At 40.3% G+C, this 17,777-nt stretch carries 16 protein-coding genes; 10 read left to right on the top strand and 6 right to left on the bottom strand.

Features of this window, described 5'->3' with window-relative positions; genetic code table 11:
• The first annotated feature begins 34 nt into the window (after window positions 1-34).
• Both AB8P51_RS06115 and AB8P51_RS06110 read left to right on the top strand, forming a co-directional pair.
• Window positions 35-883 carry a class I SAM-dependent methyltransferase gene (locus tag AB8P51_RS06115; protein ID WP_369747908.1) on the top strand — a complete coding sequence of 283 codons (849 nt, stop codon included), beginning with the start codon at window positions 35-37 and terminating at the stop codon, window positions 881-883.
• A 230-nt stretch (window positions 884-1,113) separates the two neighbouring features.
• Window positions 1,114-1,620, top strand: coding sequence for an OmpH family outer membrane protein (locus AB8P51_RS06110; protein WP_369747906.1), 507 nt, complete (start codon window positions 1,114-1,116; stop codon window positions 1,618-1,620).
• A gap of 1 nt (window position 1,621) precedes the next feature.
• Here the strand turns inward: AB8P51_RS06110 and AB8P51_RS06105 are convergent, their stop codons facing one another.
• Window positions 1,622-2,023: a DoxX family protein gene (locus AB8P51_RS06105; protein ID WP_369747905.1), complete on the bottom strand. Its 402-nt coding sequence runs from the start codon at window positions 2,021-2,023 to the stop codon at window positions 1,622-1,624.
• 31 nt (window positions 2,024-2,054) lie between these two features.
• Entirely contained in the window at window positions 2,055-3,206 is a 1,152-nt protein-coding gene (locus AB8P51_RS06100) for an ATP-binding protein (RefSeq protein WP_369747904.1), read from the bottom strand.
• Window positions 3,207-3,315: 109 nt separating this feature from the next.
• Between AB8P51_RS06100 and pgk the strand changes: the two genes are divergently transcribed.
• From pgk to AB8P51_RS06085, 3 genes are all read left to right on the top strand, one after another.
• Complete coding sequence (gene pgk / locus AB8P51_RS06095; RefSeq protein WP_369747903.1) at window positions 3,316-4,509, top strand: phosphoglycerate kinase; 1,194 nt, start codon at window positions 3,316-3,318, stop codon at window positions 4,507-4,509.
• A gap of 111 nt (window positions 4,510-4,620) precedes the next feature.
• The gene (locus AB8P51_RS06090) at window positions 4,621-6,204 is read left to right on the top strand and encodes a LysM peptidoglycan-binding domain-containing protein (protein ID WP_369747902.1); all 1,584 of its coding nucleotides are present in this window, start codon (window positions 4,621-4,623) and stop codon (window positions 6,202-6,204) included.
• A gap of 40 nt (window positions 6,205-6,244) precedes the next feature.
• Entirely contained in the window at window positions 6,245-7,222 is a 978-nt protein-coding gene (locus AB8P51_RS06085; RefSeq protein WP_369747901.1) for a DUF4837 family protein, read from the top strand.
• Window positions 7,223-7,279: 57 nt separating this feature from the next.
• On the opposite strand, the gene AB8P51_RS06080 is transcribed toward AB8P51_RS06085, so the two are convergent.
• From AB8P51_RS06080 to tatA, 4 genes are all read right to left on the bottom strand, one after another.
• The gene (locus AB8P51_RS06080) at window positions 7,280-7,450 is read right to left on the bottom strand and encodes a DUF6747 family protein (RefSeq protein WP_369747900.1); all 171 of its coding nucleotides are present in this window, start codon (window positions 7,448-7,450) and stop codon (window positions 7,280-7,282) included.
• Window positions 7,451-7,656: 206 nt separating this feature from the next.
• A complete protein-coding gene (locus AB8P51_RS06075) occupies window positions 7,657-7,827 on the bottom strand; it encodes a DUF6747 family protein (RefSeq protein ID WP_369747899.1) in 171 nt (56 codons plus the stop codon).
• A 222-nt stretch (window positions 7,828-8,049) separates the two neighbouring features.
• On the bottom strand, window positions 8,050-10,938 hold the full coding sequence (locus AB8P51_RS06070; protein ID WP_369747898.1) for an OmpA family protein: 2,889 nt from the start codon (window positions 10,936-10,938) through the stop codon (window positions 8,050-8,052).
• A 309-nt stretch (window positions 10,939-11,247) separates the two neighbouring features.
• Window positions 11,248-11,430 carry a twin-arginine translocase TatA/TatE family subunit gene (gene tatA / locus AB8P51_RS06065; protein ID WP_369747897.1) on the bottom strand — a complete coding sequence of 61 codons (183 nt, stop codon included), beginning with the start codon at window positions 11,428-11,430 and terminating at the stop codon, window positions 11,248-11,250.
• A gap of 201 nt (window positions 11,431-11,631) precedes the next feature.
• On the opposite strand from tatA, the gene AB8P51_RS06060 reads away from it, so the two are divergent.
• Genes AB8P51_RS06060 through rfbB form a run of 5 tightly spaced genes read left to right on the top strand, consistent with a single transcriptional unit; the run spans window position 11,632 to window position 17,777 of the window.
• Entirely contained in the window at window positions 11,632-12,501 is an 870-nt protein-coding gene (locus AB8P51_RS06060; RefSeq protein WP_369747896.1) for a M23 family metallopeptidase, read from the top strand.
• A 5-nt stretch (window positions 12,502-12,506) separates the two neighbouring features.
• Window positions 12,507-14,006: a GH3 auxin-responsive promoter family protein gene (locus AB8P51_RS06055; protein ID WP_369747895.1), complete on the top strand. Its 1,500-nt coding sequence runs from the start codon at window positions 12,507-12,509 to the stop codon at window positions 14,004-14,006.
• Window positions 14,007-14,065: 59 nt separating this feature from the next.
• The gene (locus AB8P51_RS06050; RefSeq protein WP_369747894.1) at window positions 14,066-15,748 is read left to right on the top strand and encodes a hypothetical protein; all 1,683 of its coding nucleotides are present in this window, start codon (window positions 14,066-14,068) and stop codon (window positions 15,746-15,748) included.
• 5 nt (window positions 15,749-15,753) lie between these two features.
• The gene (locus tag AB8P51_RS06045) at window positions 15,754-16,758 is read left to right on the top strand and encodes a hypothetical protein (protein ID WP_369747893.1); all 1,005 of its coding nucleotides are present in this window, start codon (window positions 15,754-15,756) and stop codon (window positions 16,756-16,758) included.
• Window positions 16,755-17,777, top strand: a complete 1,023-nt coding sequence (gene rfbB / locus AB8P51_RS06040; protein WP_369747892.1) for a dTDP-glucose 4,6-dehydratase — start codon at window positions 16,755-16,757, stop codon at window positions 17,775-17,777. The genes AB8P51_RS06045 and rfbB overlap by 4 nt, the downstream gene beginning before the upstream one ends.

Raw genomic sequence — 17,777 nt, 5'->3', positions numbered from 1 at the left:
TTCAAACCGCATATATTTTCAAGTTAGCCACCCTATGATGGAATATTTAAGGACCAAGGATTTTATGGTTACTCAGGAGGAGTTTGTTCTGCTGTATGATGAACAGCTGCAATTATTACGTACCGAACCACAACCTGAAAATATAGCGACTTATTACCAGGATGAAGCATATATTTCTCATAGCGACAAGAACAATTCTTTCCTTGAAAAAATATACCATTTGGTTAAAACAATTGGTTTAAATAACAAAAGACGATGGCTTAAAAAATACCTGCAGCCGAAAGCCAGGATTTTAGATGTTGGGGCCGGAACCGGATCTTTTGTTGCCTATCTAAAGAAGAAGGGATTTATCATCGATGGCGTTGAACCAAGCTCAATAGCCAGGAAGGTCGCGAAGGCGAAGGGTATTGATCTAAAGGAGGACATAAGTGATCTGGGAGTGGGAAGTTATGATGCTATAACGCTATGGCATGTCCTTGAGCATTTTAAGGATCTGGACAAGAGCATAGATGAGATAACATCACGAATTAGAAAAGATGGCTTCCTTTATATAGCCGTTCCCAACTTCCGTTCTTATGATGCAAAACACTATGGAGGTTACTGGGCGGCCTATGATGTTCCCAGACATCTCTGGCACTTTTCTAAAGAATCAATTCATAAGATTTTTGCAAAGAAGGGCTTTAGTGTTTTGGATACTAGACCTATGTTATTCGACTCGTTTTATATCTCCCTCTTGTCTGAACGGTACAAGAGTGGAAAAGAAAATTGGCCGGCAGCAATCTGGCACGGACTGCGATCAAATCTCTACGGCTGGAAAACAGGAGAATACTCATCCCTTGTTTATATCCTTAAAAAGGATTCAGAGCCTTTTAAAGGCGTTTAGCGAGCTCATCAGACCCCTGATGCATTATTGATCCAAACAAAAGAAAATAAACGCAGAAAACGCATGTTAAGTCGCATCATACTATAGTTAAATACAATAACATTAAATAATTAAATAAATAATATCTATATATATTTTAAATAGGATAGAGAGTGAAAGATGATAAAAATTAAATTAATCGATCAGGGTACTAACTGCTTTCCTATTTTTGTCGAACTAAAATTAAAATCATGAAAAAATTACTTCTTGGACTGGTTATTATTTTAAGCTGGTCCTGTCAGCAGGATAAGATAGGATATGTAAACAATGTCCGACTTATGGATGGCTACAAGGAAAAAGTTGCCGTGGAGGCACGGTTTGCAGAAAAGAAAAAAGCATTTGATCAGAAAAGGGATAGTATTTCCCGAGTATTTCAAATGGAAGCTCAGGCAGTAGAGGCTCAGATTCAGTCTATGAGTCAGAATAAAGCGCAGGAAACCTATGCGGCACTTCAACAAAAAGGACAACAGATTGGTCAGCAGCTACAACAACAGGAGCAGCAAATGCAACTTATGGGTCAGGCTGATATGGATAGTGTTGTAGAAAAAGTGAAGCGTGAAATTACTGCCTTTGGAAAGGCAAACGGATACACCTATATTCTGGGCGGAGGCGAAGGAGGTAGCGTTCTTTACGGCGCCGAATCCAAAGACCTTACCGATGAGATCCTAAAAGTCCTGAACAAGGAAGAGGAGGAGTAAGTCAATTCATTTGTAGTAACACAAGGAGGATTATCACCGGGATAAAATAGATAACGATCGTTTTAGCACCTTCGTAGTCTTTGGCTATGCGCTGCCCCAGAAGGAGCATCAGCAATGACAAGCCGGCAATAATCGCCCCGATTTGAGCCAGGAAAAAGTCTTCAGAAGATATAATCTGGATAAATCCTATCAGACACAAAACTCCTGCGATTAGTTCCATGCAAGTGATTATAAGGAGAAGCAAAGGAACAACATTCCGAAAGGGAGACTTTGAAAAATGACCTTTTAACCAGCTAAGATTCCCTTTCCAATCAACCACCTTATCCATCCCGCTCTGAAGAAAAGTAATTATAATAAAAAGCAAAAGTAGCAGTACAGCTAGATTCTGTAATACAATTTCCATAATCAGATAATTTAAATAACTCAGTTACCCGTCAGGCAGCTGATTTGTGTAATAACCTTGTAAGTTTTATTGAAAGATCAGTCAGAATAATTTTTGAGTTGCCATTTCGTTCCACGTGGTAAATCGCCTCCTCCAACTCCTCCATAATTTTCAACACATTGTTTTCATGAACAAAACGGGCAAATTTATCAAACTGAAATCCGTCTACATGTATTTTCATATAAGCGAGTGAGTCGGCCTGATAATTAACCAGCATCGCCTGCCTGAAAACAGACATACAATACTTCAGAAAGTTTTTCTGAGTCTCACGTCCCGTTTTCGCAACTTCTTCGCTCCAAAGGATCAGCTCGTGGATTGCACCCTTTTTACCCTTGGCCTGAAAAGCACTCCGAACCCATTGTACGAACCACTTCTCAAAGATCAGTTCCTCAGAATCCTTATTCATCAGCTCCAGGGCTTTGTTGTAGTTTCCGTTCGATTCATGCGCTAAATGTACTGCCTCCTGCCGTGGCACGCCATTTTCTACCAATGCCTGGGCAATAGCCTCTTCAGGCAAAGGAGGGAAGTGCAGTAACTGGCAGCGGGAACGTATGGTCTGAAGAATATTTTCTTCATCTTCCGCAACCAGTAAAAAAATCGTTTTATGGGGCGGCTCTTCCAACAATTTAAGCAGTTTGTTGGCAGCGGAGGAATTCATCCGTTCGGCCATCCAGATGATCATCACTTTGTATCCCCCTTCGTATGATTTCAGGGAGAGCTTTTTTACAATATCCATCGCCTCGTCAACACCTATCTGTCCTTGTTTTTTTTCTATTCCAATATAGCGGTACCAATCAAACAAACTCCCATAGGGATCCTCCTTTAAAAAAGACCTCCATTCCTTCAGGAAATTATCGCTTACGGCACGACTTTTAATATTTTCGGTATTGGAGACCGGAAAAGCAAAATGAAGGTCGGGATGAGTAAATGATTTGCATTTTAAATTACAGGCTTCATCCCCGTTGATGTTTTCTCCCGAGGAGTTACCACATAAAATATACTGGGCATAGGCAAGGGCTACAGGCAAGGTTCCAGACCCTTCCGGTCCTACAAAGAGTTGGGCATGTGGAATGCGCCCCGAATCCGCACTGTGGGTCAGGTGTTTTTTGATATGAGGAAGCCCTAAAATTTCAGTAAACAACATAATATCAAAGATACAGATTAATACACTGTTATAAGGGCATTATCATTCTATCAGCTTTTCCTGAGTTCTTTTATTCTTTACATTTGTGCTTCTTTAAAACCAAGACAGGATGAAAACAATTGATGATCTCAATTTTTCAAATAAAAAAGCCCTCATACGCGTCGATTTCAATGTGCCACTGAACAGTGAATTCGAGGTAACAGACACCAATAGGATTGAAGCAGCCAAGCCTACAATCCTGAAGGTTCTGGAGGACGGGGGTAGTGCCATATTAATGAGCCATTTGGGTAGACCCAAAGGGAAGGTCAATGAGGATATGTCTTTAAAACATATCTGTGAAGCAGTTAGTGAAATCATTGGTGTAGAGGTCAGATTTGTTGAAGATTGTGTTGGGCAAAAAGCGGAAGAAGCTGTAAAACAACTTGAGAACGGGGAAGTTCTCTTACTTGAAAATCTTCGTTTTCACGCCGAAGAAGAACAAGGGGACGAAAATTTTGCCAAAGCCCTGTCCGGGCTGGGAGATATTTATGTCAACGATGCCTTCGGAACCGCCCATAGAGCGCATGCGTCAACCACAATTGTTGCCAAATTTTTTCCTGAAAATAAGTGCTTTGGTTACCTGCTGGCCAAAGAAATTGAGGCCATAGAAAAAGTGATGCGTACAGGGGAGAAGCCAATTACGGCGATCCTGGGCGGGGCAAAGGTTTCTTCTAAGATCACCATCATTGAAAATATATTAAGTAAGGTAGATCACCTTATCATTGGAGGTGGAATGACCTACACCTTCGTAAAAGCAAAGGGGGGAGAAGTTGGAGCTTCTATTTGCGAGGATGATAAAATGCAGCTGGCTCTGGAGATTTTAGAGAAAGCCGGGAAAATGGGCGTGCAAGTGCACCTTCCTGTTGATGTGCTGGCAGCTGATAGCTTTAGCAATGACGCAAAGACTCAGATTGTTTCCGTGAACAGTATTCCCGATAATTGGCAGGGCCTGGATGCCGGGCCTGAAACTTTGAAAAATTTCGAAAAAGTAATATCGGCCTCCAAAACGATACTATGGAACGGTCCTGTCGGTGTTTTTGAGATGGAAAATTTTGCTAAAGGCACTATTGCCGTGGGGAATTTTATTGAAGAAGCAACTAAAAACGGAGCATTTTCCCTGGTTGGGGGAGGTGATTCGGTAGCCGCCGTTAAACAATTCGGCTTTGAAGATAAAGTGAGCTATGTCTCCACGGGAGGAGGTGCCATGCTCGAAAGCCTTGAAGGCAAGGTATTGCCCGGAATAGCTGCAATATCAAAGGGCTAAACACGTTAATTTAGTATACCTCAATTGGCAATTGAATAGGAAGAAAATATTATTTTATTCTTTCAGAAAAAAATTGCAATTTAGTTGATCCCCACAACCAAAAGCAGAACTATGTGTGTGATTAGAAAATGGTTGTTTTCCTTTGTCCTAATTGGGATAACTATACTGGTAAACGCTCAGGATTCAGATTCTCTGAAATTAAAGGAAGCGATAATTAAGTCTACCGTAATTGACACTTTAATTCCTCCACCTGAATCAGCCGTTACTTTTTCTGTAAATCCCGACAAAACCATCAGCCTTAAAGACCATTTGGAAGCCTCCAGATACGATAGCTTATGGATGAGGGAATTGTATAATACCGCCCAACTTTCAGGACAAATGTATGAAGTCGTGGGAAGCATGGGCGAACTTTTATCAGATACCCTGGAGCAGGAGTTACCTGAGCTCAGCACCGAATTGCTTAAGGAAAGACTAAAAGCTTTAGATGAGAAAACGCCTTTTAATATCGCTTATAACCCATCTCTGGAATCGGTAATCAAATCTTTCCTGATCCGCAAAAAAGATCTGATGGAGAGAATGCTTACAGCGAGTCAGTTTTACTTTCCCCTCTTTGAACAGGAATTGGATAATCATAATATCCCACTTGAAATAAAATACCTGGCGATTGTCGAATCTGCCCTTAACCCCAGAGCAAAGTCGAGAGTTGGGGCAACAGGCCTATGGCAATTTATGTACAGTACAGGAAAAATGTATGACCTGGAAGTAAGTAGCTACGTAGACGAACGAAGTGATCCAATTAAGTCCACCAGGGCCGCCTGCCAATATCTTTCCAAGCTGTACGATATTTTTGGCGACTGGGACCTTGCATTGGCCGCATATAATTCTGGCCCCGGAAATGTTAACAAGGCAATAAGAAGGTCAGGGGGCTATACCAATTACTGGAATATCAGAAATAATCTGCCCCGGGAAACCGCCGGCTATCTGCCAGCTTTCCTGGCAACCATGTACTTGTTTGAGTATGCTGAGGAGCATGGATTAAAACCTGTAGAAGCAGCTCGTCCGTATTTTGAAACGGATACAGTCCATGTAAAGAGACTGATCACTTTCGACCAGATTTCAAGGATGGTTGACGTGAGTAAAGAAGAACTTACGGTCCTCAATCCTTCCTACAAACTAAATATTATCCCATATATCGCTAAAAAAGAATATACGCTTCGATTGCCAAAAAAGGAGATAGGGAAATTTGTCACCAATGAAGATTCTATCTATGCCTTTGTGGAGCAGGAACTAAAATCTAAAGAATCGGTCCTTCCACAGTTCGTTAAAGCTGATTCACGCATCAGATACAGAGTAAAAAGTGGAGATTACCTGGGTAAAATCGCAGAGCGATATGGAGTCGGTGTTAGCCAAATCAAGAATTGGAACGGATTGCGAAGCAATACGCTAAGGATTGGCCAACGCCTTACTATTTATCCAAGAAAGCCATATATAGCATCTACTTCGTCTAGTAATTCCAATAAATCACTGAATAACAGCGAATTAAAGTTCCACACAGTTAGGGAAGGCGATTCATTATGGACCATTTCACAAAAGTATCCGGGAATTTCCATAGAAAATTTACGAGAATGGAATGGTATTAGTGGTAATAAGTTGTTGCCGGGCACTAAACTTAAATTATGTGCGTGCTCATCCTAGGCATTTTTTTAAATCGAATTAAATCTAGAGTCAAAATTCAATGAAACACTTATCTCTGCTATTGCTGACCCTTTTACTGATTTCTTGTAATGACGGGCCCAAAAAGAAGTACAAACCCGGATCAATTGGCGCAATAAATAGCCTGGGTGTCGTGATCAGTAACGAATTGTGGGAAGGCGCTGTAGGGGACAAACTAAGAGAGCACTTCGCAGCCCCTGTTGTAGGTCTTACCTGGAAAGAGCCTTTATTTAGCCTGGAACAAATGCCACAAAAGGTTTTTACGGGTACAACCAGGTACCGAAGAGCCGTATTGTTTGTTGATCTGGACACGGTAAACGTTGCACATATTAAAACGGATCTCTACGCTGCGCCACAGGAAATTGGGGTCATAAAAGGCAGGACACAGGAGGAACTCATCAACAATATAGAGTCTCATGCAGATGAGATTATTGCAGCTATAAAAGGTATGGAGCTGGAAGAAACCCAGAAACGTTTCCTACGCTCGTTGAATAAAGATAAGATCTTAGAGGAAAAGTTTGGAGTGACACTCCGACTCCCATCCATATATAAAATGGGAAAACAGGAGGATAATTTTGTTTGGATTGACAGAGAAATTCAAAAAGGAAGTATGAATATCATCGCGTATGAAATCCCCTGGAACAGACTGAATAATGATTCAACTTTGGTAACCGACTTTATTCGGATGCGGGATTCAATAGGGGAGAAATACATCCCCGGGCCTGACGTGAGGAATAAGAAAACCTACATGACCACGGAAGATGCCTTTGCCCCACATTTTTTTGAAACAGAAATTGACGGACATAAAACGCTGGAAGCCAGAAGTATATGGGATATTGAGAACTATCCCATGGCAGGGCCGTTCTTAACCTTTGTCATCGATGATGAACAAAACAACAGGAAACTTGTTGTGGAGGGCTTTACGTTTGCCCCGGCCACCAACAAAAGAGACTATATGTTTGAACTGGAGGCGATCCTGAGGACTATCAAGTTCAAATAGTTCCTTGAAGACAAAAAAAAAGCGCTTTCAATTTTGAAAGCGCTTTTTTTATTTCATTTAATCGAAGGCAAAACCGGTTGACAGCCTGAAAATAAAGGCGTACATGGTTATAAGCCATAGTGCAAAACAGAACCAGGAAAAAGCCTTAAAATACTTCTTAAGGAACATATTTCTCCAATTCCTGAATGCGTCAATATAAATTTCTTTTACGAGTAAAATTTTCTGCATATCCCTGCCATTTAGTGTTTATCCTAAGGCAAAGATCAAGTTATGAACGGATTCTATTGTAATAAATAGACCAAGGACACATAAATCGGATTACTTAAAAAATCCCACAGCCCGGGCTCTTTTAACAGTATGCTTTGTCCGTTATATGGTAATAAAATAAAAAAACACGATCCATGGACCGTGTTTTTACAAAAGAATTGGGTTGGTTAATCGAAGGCGAAACCTGTAGCTACTCTGAAAATGAAAGCATAAAGGACAATCACTAAACAGGCAAGGCAAAACCAGGTAAAAATCTTAAAGAGGTTTCTTATAAAAAATGACCCCAGATTTTTAAAGGCTTCCAGGTAAATTTCCTTAATGAGTAAAAGGTGTTTCATATGGTGAGGTTTAGGTGAACTATTTTATGGTAATAACTGTGAATACTAAAAGAACGTATTCAGGCAGATCTAATTTGTTGTATACCCGTCAAAAGATGTTGAGAACTAACAAATGGAATGGGGAGAGCTTATAAAAATTTTATTAAAATCAGGTTAGATTATAAAAAAACCACCTGCATTGCTGCAAGTGGCTAGTTGGTAGGTTAGTTCTACAGGTATTAATTACATATTTACTATAATAAATTCAGATCGTCTGTTGAGCTGGTGTTGGGCACTAGTACATCGAATACTGCCATCACACCCATTAAGGAGTCGTTCTTCCCCATACCCAATAGCACTTTCAATTCGTTTTGGATCAATTCCCTGGGAAATGATATAATCTCTGGTTGATTTAGCCCTCCTGTCTGAGAGGTATTTGTTGTAGGCGGCTTTACCCCTGCTGTCTGTATGAGACTCGATTTTGATCACCATCGTTGGGTTTTCCTTCATTACGGCTACTAATCTGTCTAATTCCTCGCCTGCATCTTTTCTTATATTGTATTTGTCAAAATCGAAATAGATCATATCCAATTTGATCTTTTTGATCCCTTCTTCCATCACGACAAGCTCCTCAAGTCTATCGAGGGTAACTTCAACATTGATGACCTCGTTCTCTTTTGTAGGGACATTCATAACCACTTCGGAATAGCCTTCTTTATTGGTTTTAACTGTATATTTCGTATGGCTGTCAAGATCTTCAAAAACGAAACTACCATCCTTATCTGACACGACTTCTTTCAGTTTAATATTATTCTCATCCAACAGTGTCACAAGGGCTTCTGGCATAACTTCTCCTGTAACCAGGTCTGTAATCACCCCCTCTATAGCGTTGAGGTTGAGTTCCTCCGGCATGAGTTTTGAAAAAGAGTAAATATCATCATCTCCTTTTCCTCCCCGCCTGTTGGAAGCAAAGAAACCTCTCTGGGTAGCCTCATCCACGATATATGAAAAGTCGTCTTTCTTTCCATTGATGGGCTTGCCCATATTCTTTACTTGTTCAAACCCTTCCTCTTCTGAAAAAGCCACTTCGTAGACGTCTAATCCGCCCAGTCCTATGTGTCCGTTAGAAGAAAAGTACAATTTCCTATCGGTAATAAAAGGGAACATTTCCTTGCGCTCTGTGTTGATCTCCGGCCCCAGATTACGGGGTTCTGAAAAGTTTCCGTCCTCATACACATCTACTACAAAAAGATCTGTTTCACCAAGACTGCCGGGACGATCAGAAACAAAGTACAGTTTTTTCCCATCCGGGCTCAGGGCCGGATGGCCCGTTGAAAATTCGTCACTGTTAAAGGGAAGTTCGGTGGCCTCTGTCCAGTTGCCATCTACCTTCCTTGATCTGTAAATTTTTAGATTGTTTACCCCGTTTTTATCTCTTTTTAATTTCTTACCGTAATTATTTCGGGTAAAGTACATGGTGGCATTATCGGGGGAAAAGGCAACAGATGCCTCATGGTATTTGGTGTTGATTTTTTTAGAGAACTTTATAGCGTCTTTCACTTCCTGTGATTCCTTATTTACTTTGGCCACATAAAGATCGAGATAAGGCTGATCATTCCATTTATACCGTCTGGTACTAAAAAATGATGAGTCCATTGCCGAAGCAAAAACAAGCTGGTCCTCATTGTAAAACATAGGGGAAAAATCGGAATATTCAGAATTGGTCGCCACATTGCGTAGTGTATATTCCTGTTCCGTATCTAAGATATTATCCAGCACTTTTTCCTTAGGGGTGGTTCGTGGATCATCTACTGTATATCGCATCCCTTCCTTCTTCACCCGGCGGTCATATATACGCATCAGGCGTTTTGCCCTGGAATATTTTCCAGTACCCTTAAGGCTGTGGGCGTATTTAAAGATATTTTCATTGCTTATCTCATTCTGATATTTAGTGTACAGTATATCATACCAATAATAAGCCCTTTCCATATTGGTGTTGAAATAATGGGAATCACCCGCTTTCTGGATGATTTCATAGGTATAATTTTCTTCGTTGTTGGAAAGGTACTGTTCGTAGAGTTCAGCGGCTTCAGCATACCACATCTTATCAAAATAAGAATCTGCTTTTTGCAACAATTTTGCAGGTGGGTCCTTGGAAACGAATTGTTTCTTTGATTTTAAATTCTTACTGACCGTCTTTTCCGGACCATTGTTGTTGATAACCCGCTGCATAGTTACTTCCATGTTGGAGGAAATTGGCGCCGGAATATGCATTATCCACATCTTGCCCTTGTATTTCCCATCAAGCCGGTTCTGGGCGGCGTTTAATACAGGTTTCCAATCAGCATTACTGGCCAAATAAACGTAGGATAACTTTGTTTCCGGATGAAGTACTGTCTGGGCATTAATTCCCTTTGCCCGCAATGTGCCAACGAATTTCGATACGTTGTTTTGATCCCCAAATACTCCGGCAATTGCATAGTAGCCTCCCTGAAGAGTATTTAATTCTTTAATGGTTCTGGAAGCGATTGAAGATTTTTTAGCTGCCTTGAGAAATAGGTTGTGTGTATTTATTTCGGCAACCTTGTGTGTTGACGGGAATTCATTTTTTAAAGCGGGTGGAGTATTGTTATTTCCCTCCACGTGCAGGATCCACATCTTTTTTTCGTAGGTTTTATCCAGGTAGAATTCGATGGCCTGCTCTCCCGAATTAAAGCGGTTGAGATACACATAATGCATCCCACTTTGAGAATCTTTGTATACCTCGGCGGCGAAATTTGTTTTTCTGAGCGAGTTCGCAAAAGATTGAGCGTTGCTGGAAACCCCAAAGACTCCTGCAACCATGTAATACCCTGAAGCTATGACCGAGTTGGCAGGAATGGATTTCGTGGCGATTTTATGGTACTTTGCTTTATCGGCGAATGCTTCAAAGGCAGAAACCCGGTCTGAATTTATCTCCGGATTAGGAGTTAGTCCATGGGAACTGCCTATGCCAGCTAAAAGCAAGATGATTAATAAGCAAAAATATTTGAATTGCATTTGTGTATTATCCCCTTTACATGCCTTATTCAAAGACAATTTATTCTGGTTTTTGTGAAATTCTTTACGGGATTTGGTAATACCCCATTTCATAACGCCGAATTTATGGGTTCTAATGCTAGAGGATTACTTTTTGTTGTGAAACAGATGTTTTTTGTCGTGTATCTCCATTATATGTGGCTTTAAGAGAAGTAGATCCGATAATTTTGGAGCGATCAGACAATAAAAAAGAATAGAAAGGCAAAACGTAAATGAGGCTGGAAGAAAATTAAAAATATACCTTACAGTATATAATTAAAATAATGAAATTGGTTGATTTTAAAGGAATTACTTCTGGAATATGGAGTATTAAATAAAAAAAGCATCTGTAAGGATGCTTCTTCTATTGTTTGTATTTTAAAACTAGTCTTTTTTCTCCTCTAATTTGTCATCTTCTTTAGAGGCGTCTTTGAATTCTTTAATTCCGCTTCCCAATCCCCGCATTAATTCAGGAATCTTTTTTCCGCCGAATAATAATAGTACCAGGACTACAATAACGGCTATTTGCCAGGGGCCAATGGCCAGAAAAGGTATTGATAAGATCATTGCATTATTTTATAAGGTAAACAAAGGTAGTAAAAATCTTAATAGACTTATTGGATATCAAACGTTAAGATTTTGGTTTAATTGCTTAGCCTTAGCTGTCGGAACGAATTTGGTATGTAAATTATATAAACGATTTCACCTTAAGGCAAATTTATGATTCTTCTGTGCTGATATTCAATTCGAAATGTATCTTTGTGTGCAATGGAGAAAAAAGGTAAAAAACGCAAAGAAATAAAGCGGAAGTTACTTCATAAGTACCGCCTCGTAATCCTTAATGAAAGCACATTTGAAGAAAAAATATCCTTCAAACTGAGTCGGCTTAACGTTTTTATTACGGGTACCTTATTTATCATTGTCCTTATCGGCCTTACAACACTTCTCATTGCCTTTACTCCACTTCGGGAATATATTCCGGGCTATTCTTCAACCCGACTAAAAAAACAAGCGACTGAGCTTACCTATAAAACGGATTCCCTGGTCAATGTCCTTAATTATACTAATCGGTATTTGGAAAATATCAGAATGGTGTTAAGAGGGGATGTTGAAAACAATGAAATGAACAGGGATTCTTTGTTTGAACAGTTTAAAATTGATCCTTCAACGATTGATCTTTCTCCCATAAAGGAAGATTCTATCCTAAGGGCGCAAGTGGCTCTCGAAGATAAATACAATTTGTTTCAAAGAAATATCAGCAGCGGAAACCTCGTCCTGTTCTCACCTGTTTCCGGTGTTGTTTCTGAGGGCTACAATGCCGAAAAGAAACACTTTGCAGTGGATATAGTAGCAGAGAAGGACGCCCCGGTCAAGGCTGTTGCTAATGGCACAGTTATATTTTCAGAATGGACGATCGGGACCGGATATGTAATTATTATGGAGCATGAAGAAGGGTTACTTTCAGTTTATAAACATAATGGATCTCTAAGCAAGGAGCAGGGTGAAATTGTCCGGGCAGGAGAGGTGATTGCCTCCGTAGGAAATACGGGGGAATTGACAACCGGACCCCATTTGCATTTCGAGCTTTGGAATAATGGCAATCCCGTAAATCCTTCAGATTACATAGATTTCAATTAAGGAGCATGTCTTTAAAATCAGTTGCCGCCAGGATTTTCGCCGGAATTATTTTTAAAAGAACCCAAAAATGGGTTGAAAACCCGATAGAGACCCAGAAAAAGGTATTTAATGACCTTCTAAAAGAAGCAAAGAATACGAAGTTCGGATTAGATCACGAATTTAAAACAATCCGAAATCATTCCGACTTTGTACAGAAAGTCCCAATCAGGGATTATGAAGCGCTGAAAGGATATGTACAACAAGTTGTGGACGGGGAAAAAGATATTCTATGGCCCGGAAAACCAGCCTACTTTGCCAAAACAAGCGGAACTACCTCTGGTGCCAAATTTATTCCTATCACCAAAGCCTCCATTGAGCACCAGGTGGAAGCCTCCAGAAATGCCATTCTGAATTATATTCACGAAACAGGTCGCACATCTATAGTAGACGGCAAAATGATCTTTCTGCAGGGAAGTCCGGAACTGTCTGAAAAGAACGGCATTAAATTCGGACGTTTATCAGGGATCTCTGCCCATTATGTGCCTGCTTATCTCCAGAAAAACCGACTTCCAAGCTGGGAGACCAACTGCATAGAAGATTGGGAAACCAAGGTGGATAAAATTGTGGAGGAGACCATGGAGGAAGATATGAGGGTGATTGCCGGGATTCCTTCCTGGGTACAAATGTATTTTGAAAGGTTAAAAGCAGTATCAGGAAAGAAGGTTGGGGATCTCTTTGAGAAGTTCGAACTATTTATCTACGGAGGGGTTAACTATGAACCCTACCGGGCTGCCTTTGAAGAACTTATCGGCAGGAAGGTAGCAAGCATTGAGTTATTTCCTGCAAGCGAAGGCTTTTTTGCCTACCAGGACAGGCAGAATGAAAAAGGGATGCTTCTACTCCTGAATTCCGGGATATTTTACGAGTTTGTAAAGACTGATGAATTTTTTGAGGCCAATCCCAAAAGAATTACAATAGAAGATGTACAACTGGGCGTGAACTACGCCATGGTTATCTCCACAAACGCCGGTCTGTGGGCCTATGACCTTGGAGATACCGTTCAGTTTATTTCGCTAAAGCCTTACAGAATCATTGTATCGGGAAGGATTAAACACTTTATCTCGGCTTTTGGAGAACACGTAATAGCCAAGGAAGTAGAATACGCCATGGAAGAGGCCATTAAAGAAACAGATGCCCAGGTACAAGAATTTTCTGTTGCCCCGCAAATAATCCCTGAAGGAAATGAACTGCCGTATCATGAATGGTTTATTGAGTTTGTAAAAAAGCCATCAGACATGAAAAAGTTTGCAATCTGCCTCGACCGTTCCCTTCAGGAGCAAAACAGTTATTACCTGGATCTTATACAGGGTAAAATTCTTCAGCCATTAAAAATAACGTCCGTAAGAAAGGAAGGATTTAAGGCGTATATGAAATCTGTAGGCAAACTGGGAGGTCAGAATAAAGTTCAACGGCTATCCAACGACAGGAAAGTAGCAGAGGGATTGGAGAAACAAAAGGAAAACTAGAACCTCCTACCCTAAAAATAGGCTTAAATCATCAATATAAAATGTATTTTTGCCTCAGAATGAATAAGATTAAAGACACTACACGCGCCCAGGAATCTACAAATGCCATAGAGCGATTGTATATCACCATGCGGCACCTTTTTAACCGTGGATTTTATAAACCCATGGGCATTTCAGGAGAAACCCTTCGCAATGCATTGCTTCTGCTAAGACCTGAAATATATGGTACTGTTGCAGAGGAAAAAACTGAACTCAGCGGACTTATTTATGTATTAGAGCGATTACCGGAAGGAATTGAACAATGTCGATTTATCAATCTTACTTCGGATGAAGGCTATTCAAAATCTCATTTTAATGCTATAATTCCTCCAAAAAGGAGACGGAACTGCTACAGGATTGACGAGGAGCAAATGAACATTGAGATTACCCGCGGCCGCTCTGACATTTACGATATCCTTACCCACCTCACCTTTCTTTTTATAGAATCGGGCAAGATTTGCAATAAGGTCCTGATTGAAGAGACCCATAAAACGATACGCGACTGGCAAAAACTCTCCGAAGCAGTTAATAAGTCAAAATTAAGTCAGGCCGACAGGGAAGTAGCCCTCATTCATACGGCTAACATTCTGGGGAGGTCATTTGTTGAGACCATGGAAGTGTACCAGAAGCTAGCGACAAAAAAAGACCCAGAACGATTTTTAAAAATCATATACTGGCTGGGCAAGCTCGCCATTGACGAGGAGACCGGCGGTGAGAAAAGGATCATCACCTTTAGTACTTTATTGAGGGAGCGGTTAGGGCACCATATCCATGGAGAGCAATGGGCCAATCAAATCAAGGATACCTTGCATAAACACGGATTGCTCCAGAGGCCTGTTCACATTATAAGTGCCAATATGCACTCCGTTGCGAACTCTTTGTATGCCAAAAAAGCTTTGCGGAAAGAATTTCCGGGGGAAGGCAAACTAGAGATGTTTCAACAGCTCAGCCTGGATAAAAATACCGCCTTGAGGGAGAAAGTACTAGCTGCTGCCCGTAAAAATGGAATGATTGAGATAAAGGACAAATCGGGGACCAATATTGATGTACAGATCTTTGATATGGCTCGTCTTGGAAAAGATGCCTGTTGTTATGAATTGGATGAAAATATTCCGGAAGCAGAAAAACCTGTTATCTTCGTAATGGACTATGCCTTCGGGGAACAGGCCTATGAGACGATTGATGAATTACTTAAACCCTACAAACGAAAAAAGCAAAAGCCGGCATTTTTAGACGTGGCTTCAATTTCAATCATGGGAAAAGCAGGTATTCTTGAAGGGGGAAAAGGAGATTTAATGATCCCCAAAGCGCATATATTTGAAGGAACGGCAGACAATTATCCCTTTAACAATGAATTCAAAGCTTCTGATTTTCAGGGGAACGGACTAAAAGTTATGGAAGGCACCATGGTGACGGTTTTGGGAACTTCGCTTCAGAACAAAGACATATTGAAGTTCTTTCATGAGTCAACCTGGGGGGTTATCGGTCTGGAAATGGAAGGGGTACACTACCAGAAAGCAATTCAGTCGGCTTCCAAGATCAGGAAAAGCATACGGGATGATGTAAAGGTGAGATATGCCTACTATGCTTCTGATAATCCTTTGGAAACCGGAAGTACCCTGGCTTCAGGGGGTCTGGGAACTACCGGGGTTAAGCCTACGTATTTGATCACAGATAAAATATTGCAACAAATTTTTAAATAACAACTATGGCCAAAGAAATAATTCCAAAAAATAATCAATCCAATGACGAAATTGATTTGGGTCAGCTTTTTGCCTTAATCGGCAAGGGGGTTAACCGAATTTTCAGGGGCTTACTGAGTGTATTCCTTTATTTTAAGAAAAACCTGGTAATACTCATCGTTTTGGCCATAGTTGGTCTGCTTCTGGGGCTTGGTTTGAGAATGATCGTAGGGGAAGAAAAAAAACTCGATGTTATCGTAACACCTAACCTCGACACCAAGAATTACCTCTATAACGTTATAGAGGAATTGCAGGCAGATGTCAAAGCAAAGGACACGGCCTTTTTCAATTCCCTTGGAATGGACATTGAAAAAATGAAGGACTTTGAAATTGAAATTAGTCCTTTAAAAAACAAAAAGACTTCTTCTAATGAAGAAGAAATGCAATTTCTGGAACTTCTTAAGGATTTTGAAAACACAGGTGCAATAACAGGCATTCTAAGAGCAGAACTACAAGACAAAACTACAAGGGATGAGCGCATTACTTTCTTTTTTAAAGAGGATGAAATAGGAGAAGAATACGCCAGGAAGATTATAGATTATATCAATTCCAATCCTTATTACAATGAACTTCTAAAGGTGTATAACGAAAATGCACAAAACAGGATCGGCTTAAATGATTCGTTGATCAGGCAGGTGGATGTGCTGATCAATAATTATACAAATAAAATGCTCAAGGAGCAGGCTACCACAGAGGGTAGATTTGTCCTGGAAAACCAGGAGCCACTTAATATCCCTTCTCTTTTTTCCCTCAAAAACAACCTGATTCAGGATATAGAATCTAAAAGATTGGAATTGGAACAACGACAGGATGCAATTACGGTGGTTAATTTTGGAAAACCTCATAAGGTTCAGAAACCTTTTTTTCAAAAAAATATCACCTTGATCCCACTAGTTTTGATAGGAGTATTTTTTCTATTTTCTTTTTTAAGGTATTTGAATCGAAAAGCGAATGAAATGCAAATTGGATGATGGATGAGCATCTCCATAGGACAGTTTTAGTAACAGGAGGAGCGGGGTTTATCGGCAGCAACTTTATTCATTACTTTTTAAATAAAAATCCTTATTGCAACATTATCAACCTGGACAAGCTCACCTATGCAGGCGATCCTTCTAACTTAAAGGAGATTCGGGATCACGAGCAATATGAATTTGTACATGGCGATATTTGTGACGAACAGCTGATTGAGGAAATCTTTAAAAACCACAATGTATCTTCCGTAATTCATTTCGCTGCAGAGTCGCACGTAGACAATTCCATAGAATCCCCCAATAATTTTATAAAGACTAATATAGAAGGCACTTTTGTACTCCTGGAAGCTGCCAGAAATTACTGGACTAATTCCAGAAGTTCGAATCAGATCAATAGATTTCACCATATTTCTACAGATGAGGTATACGGCAGTTTAGGTGAAGAAGGATACTTCTCTGAAAGAAGTCCCTATGCCCCCAACAGTCCGTACAGCGCCTCAAAAGCTGCATCAGATCTTTTAGTCAGGAGCTACCATGAAACCTATGGGATGGATACCATAATTACAAATTGCTCTAATAATTACGGTCCAAAACAACACGATGAAAAACTCATCCCAACAATTATCAGAAAGGCCATATCAAATGAACCCATTCCCATTTATGGGGACGGGAGCAATATTCGTGACTGGATTTATGTCCTCGATCATTGTAAAGCTTTGGATTTGGCATTTCACAAAGGGAAATCCGGGGAAACATACGTAATAGGCGGAGACAATGAGTGTACGAATTTGTATCTTGCTAACACAGTTTGTGAGCTTTTAGATGAACTCAATCCTAAAGAAAAGGGAAGTTATTTGGATCAGATTTCTTTCGTAAAGGATCGTCCGGGCCACGACTTCAGGTATGCATTAGATAGTTCTAAAATTAAAAATTCACTCGGTTGGAAACCGGAAGAAAATTTTAAAAGCGGACTTGCCGCAACCGTAAAATGGTATTTGAACAAATACCGAAATGCATAA

It is taken from the genome of Muriicola sp. SD30, from assembly GCF_041205185.1.
Taxonomy (GTDB): Bacteria; Bacteroidota; Bacteroidia; order Flavobacteriales; family Flavobacteriaceae; genus Muriicola.
Note: the sequence above shows the minus strand (reverse complement) of the source record. Positions and strands in the feature narration are given on the sequence as shown.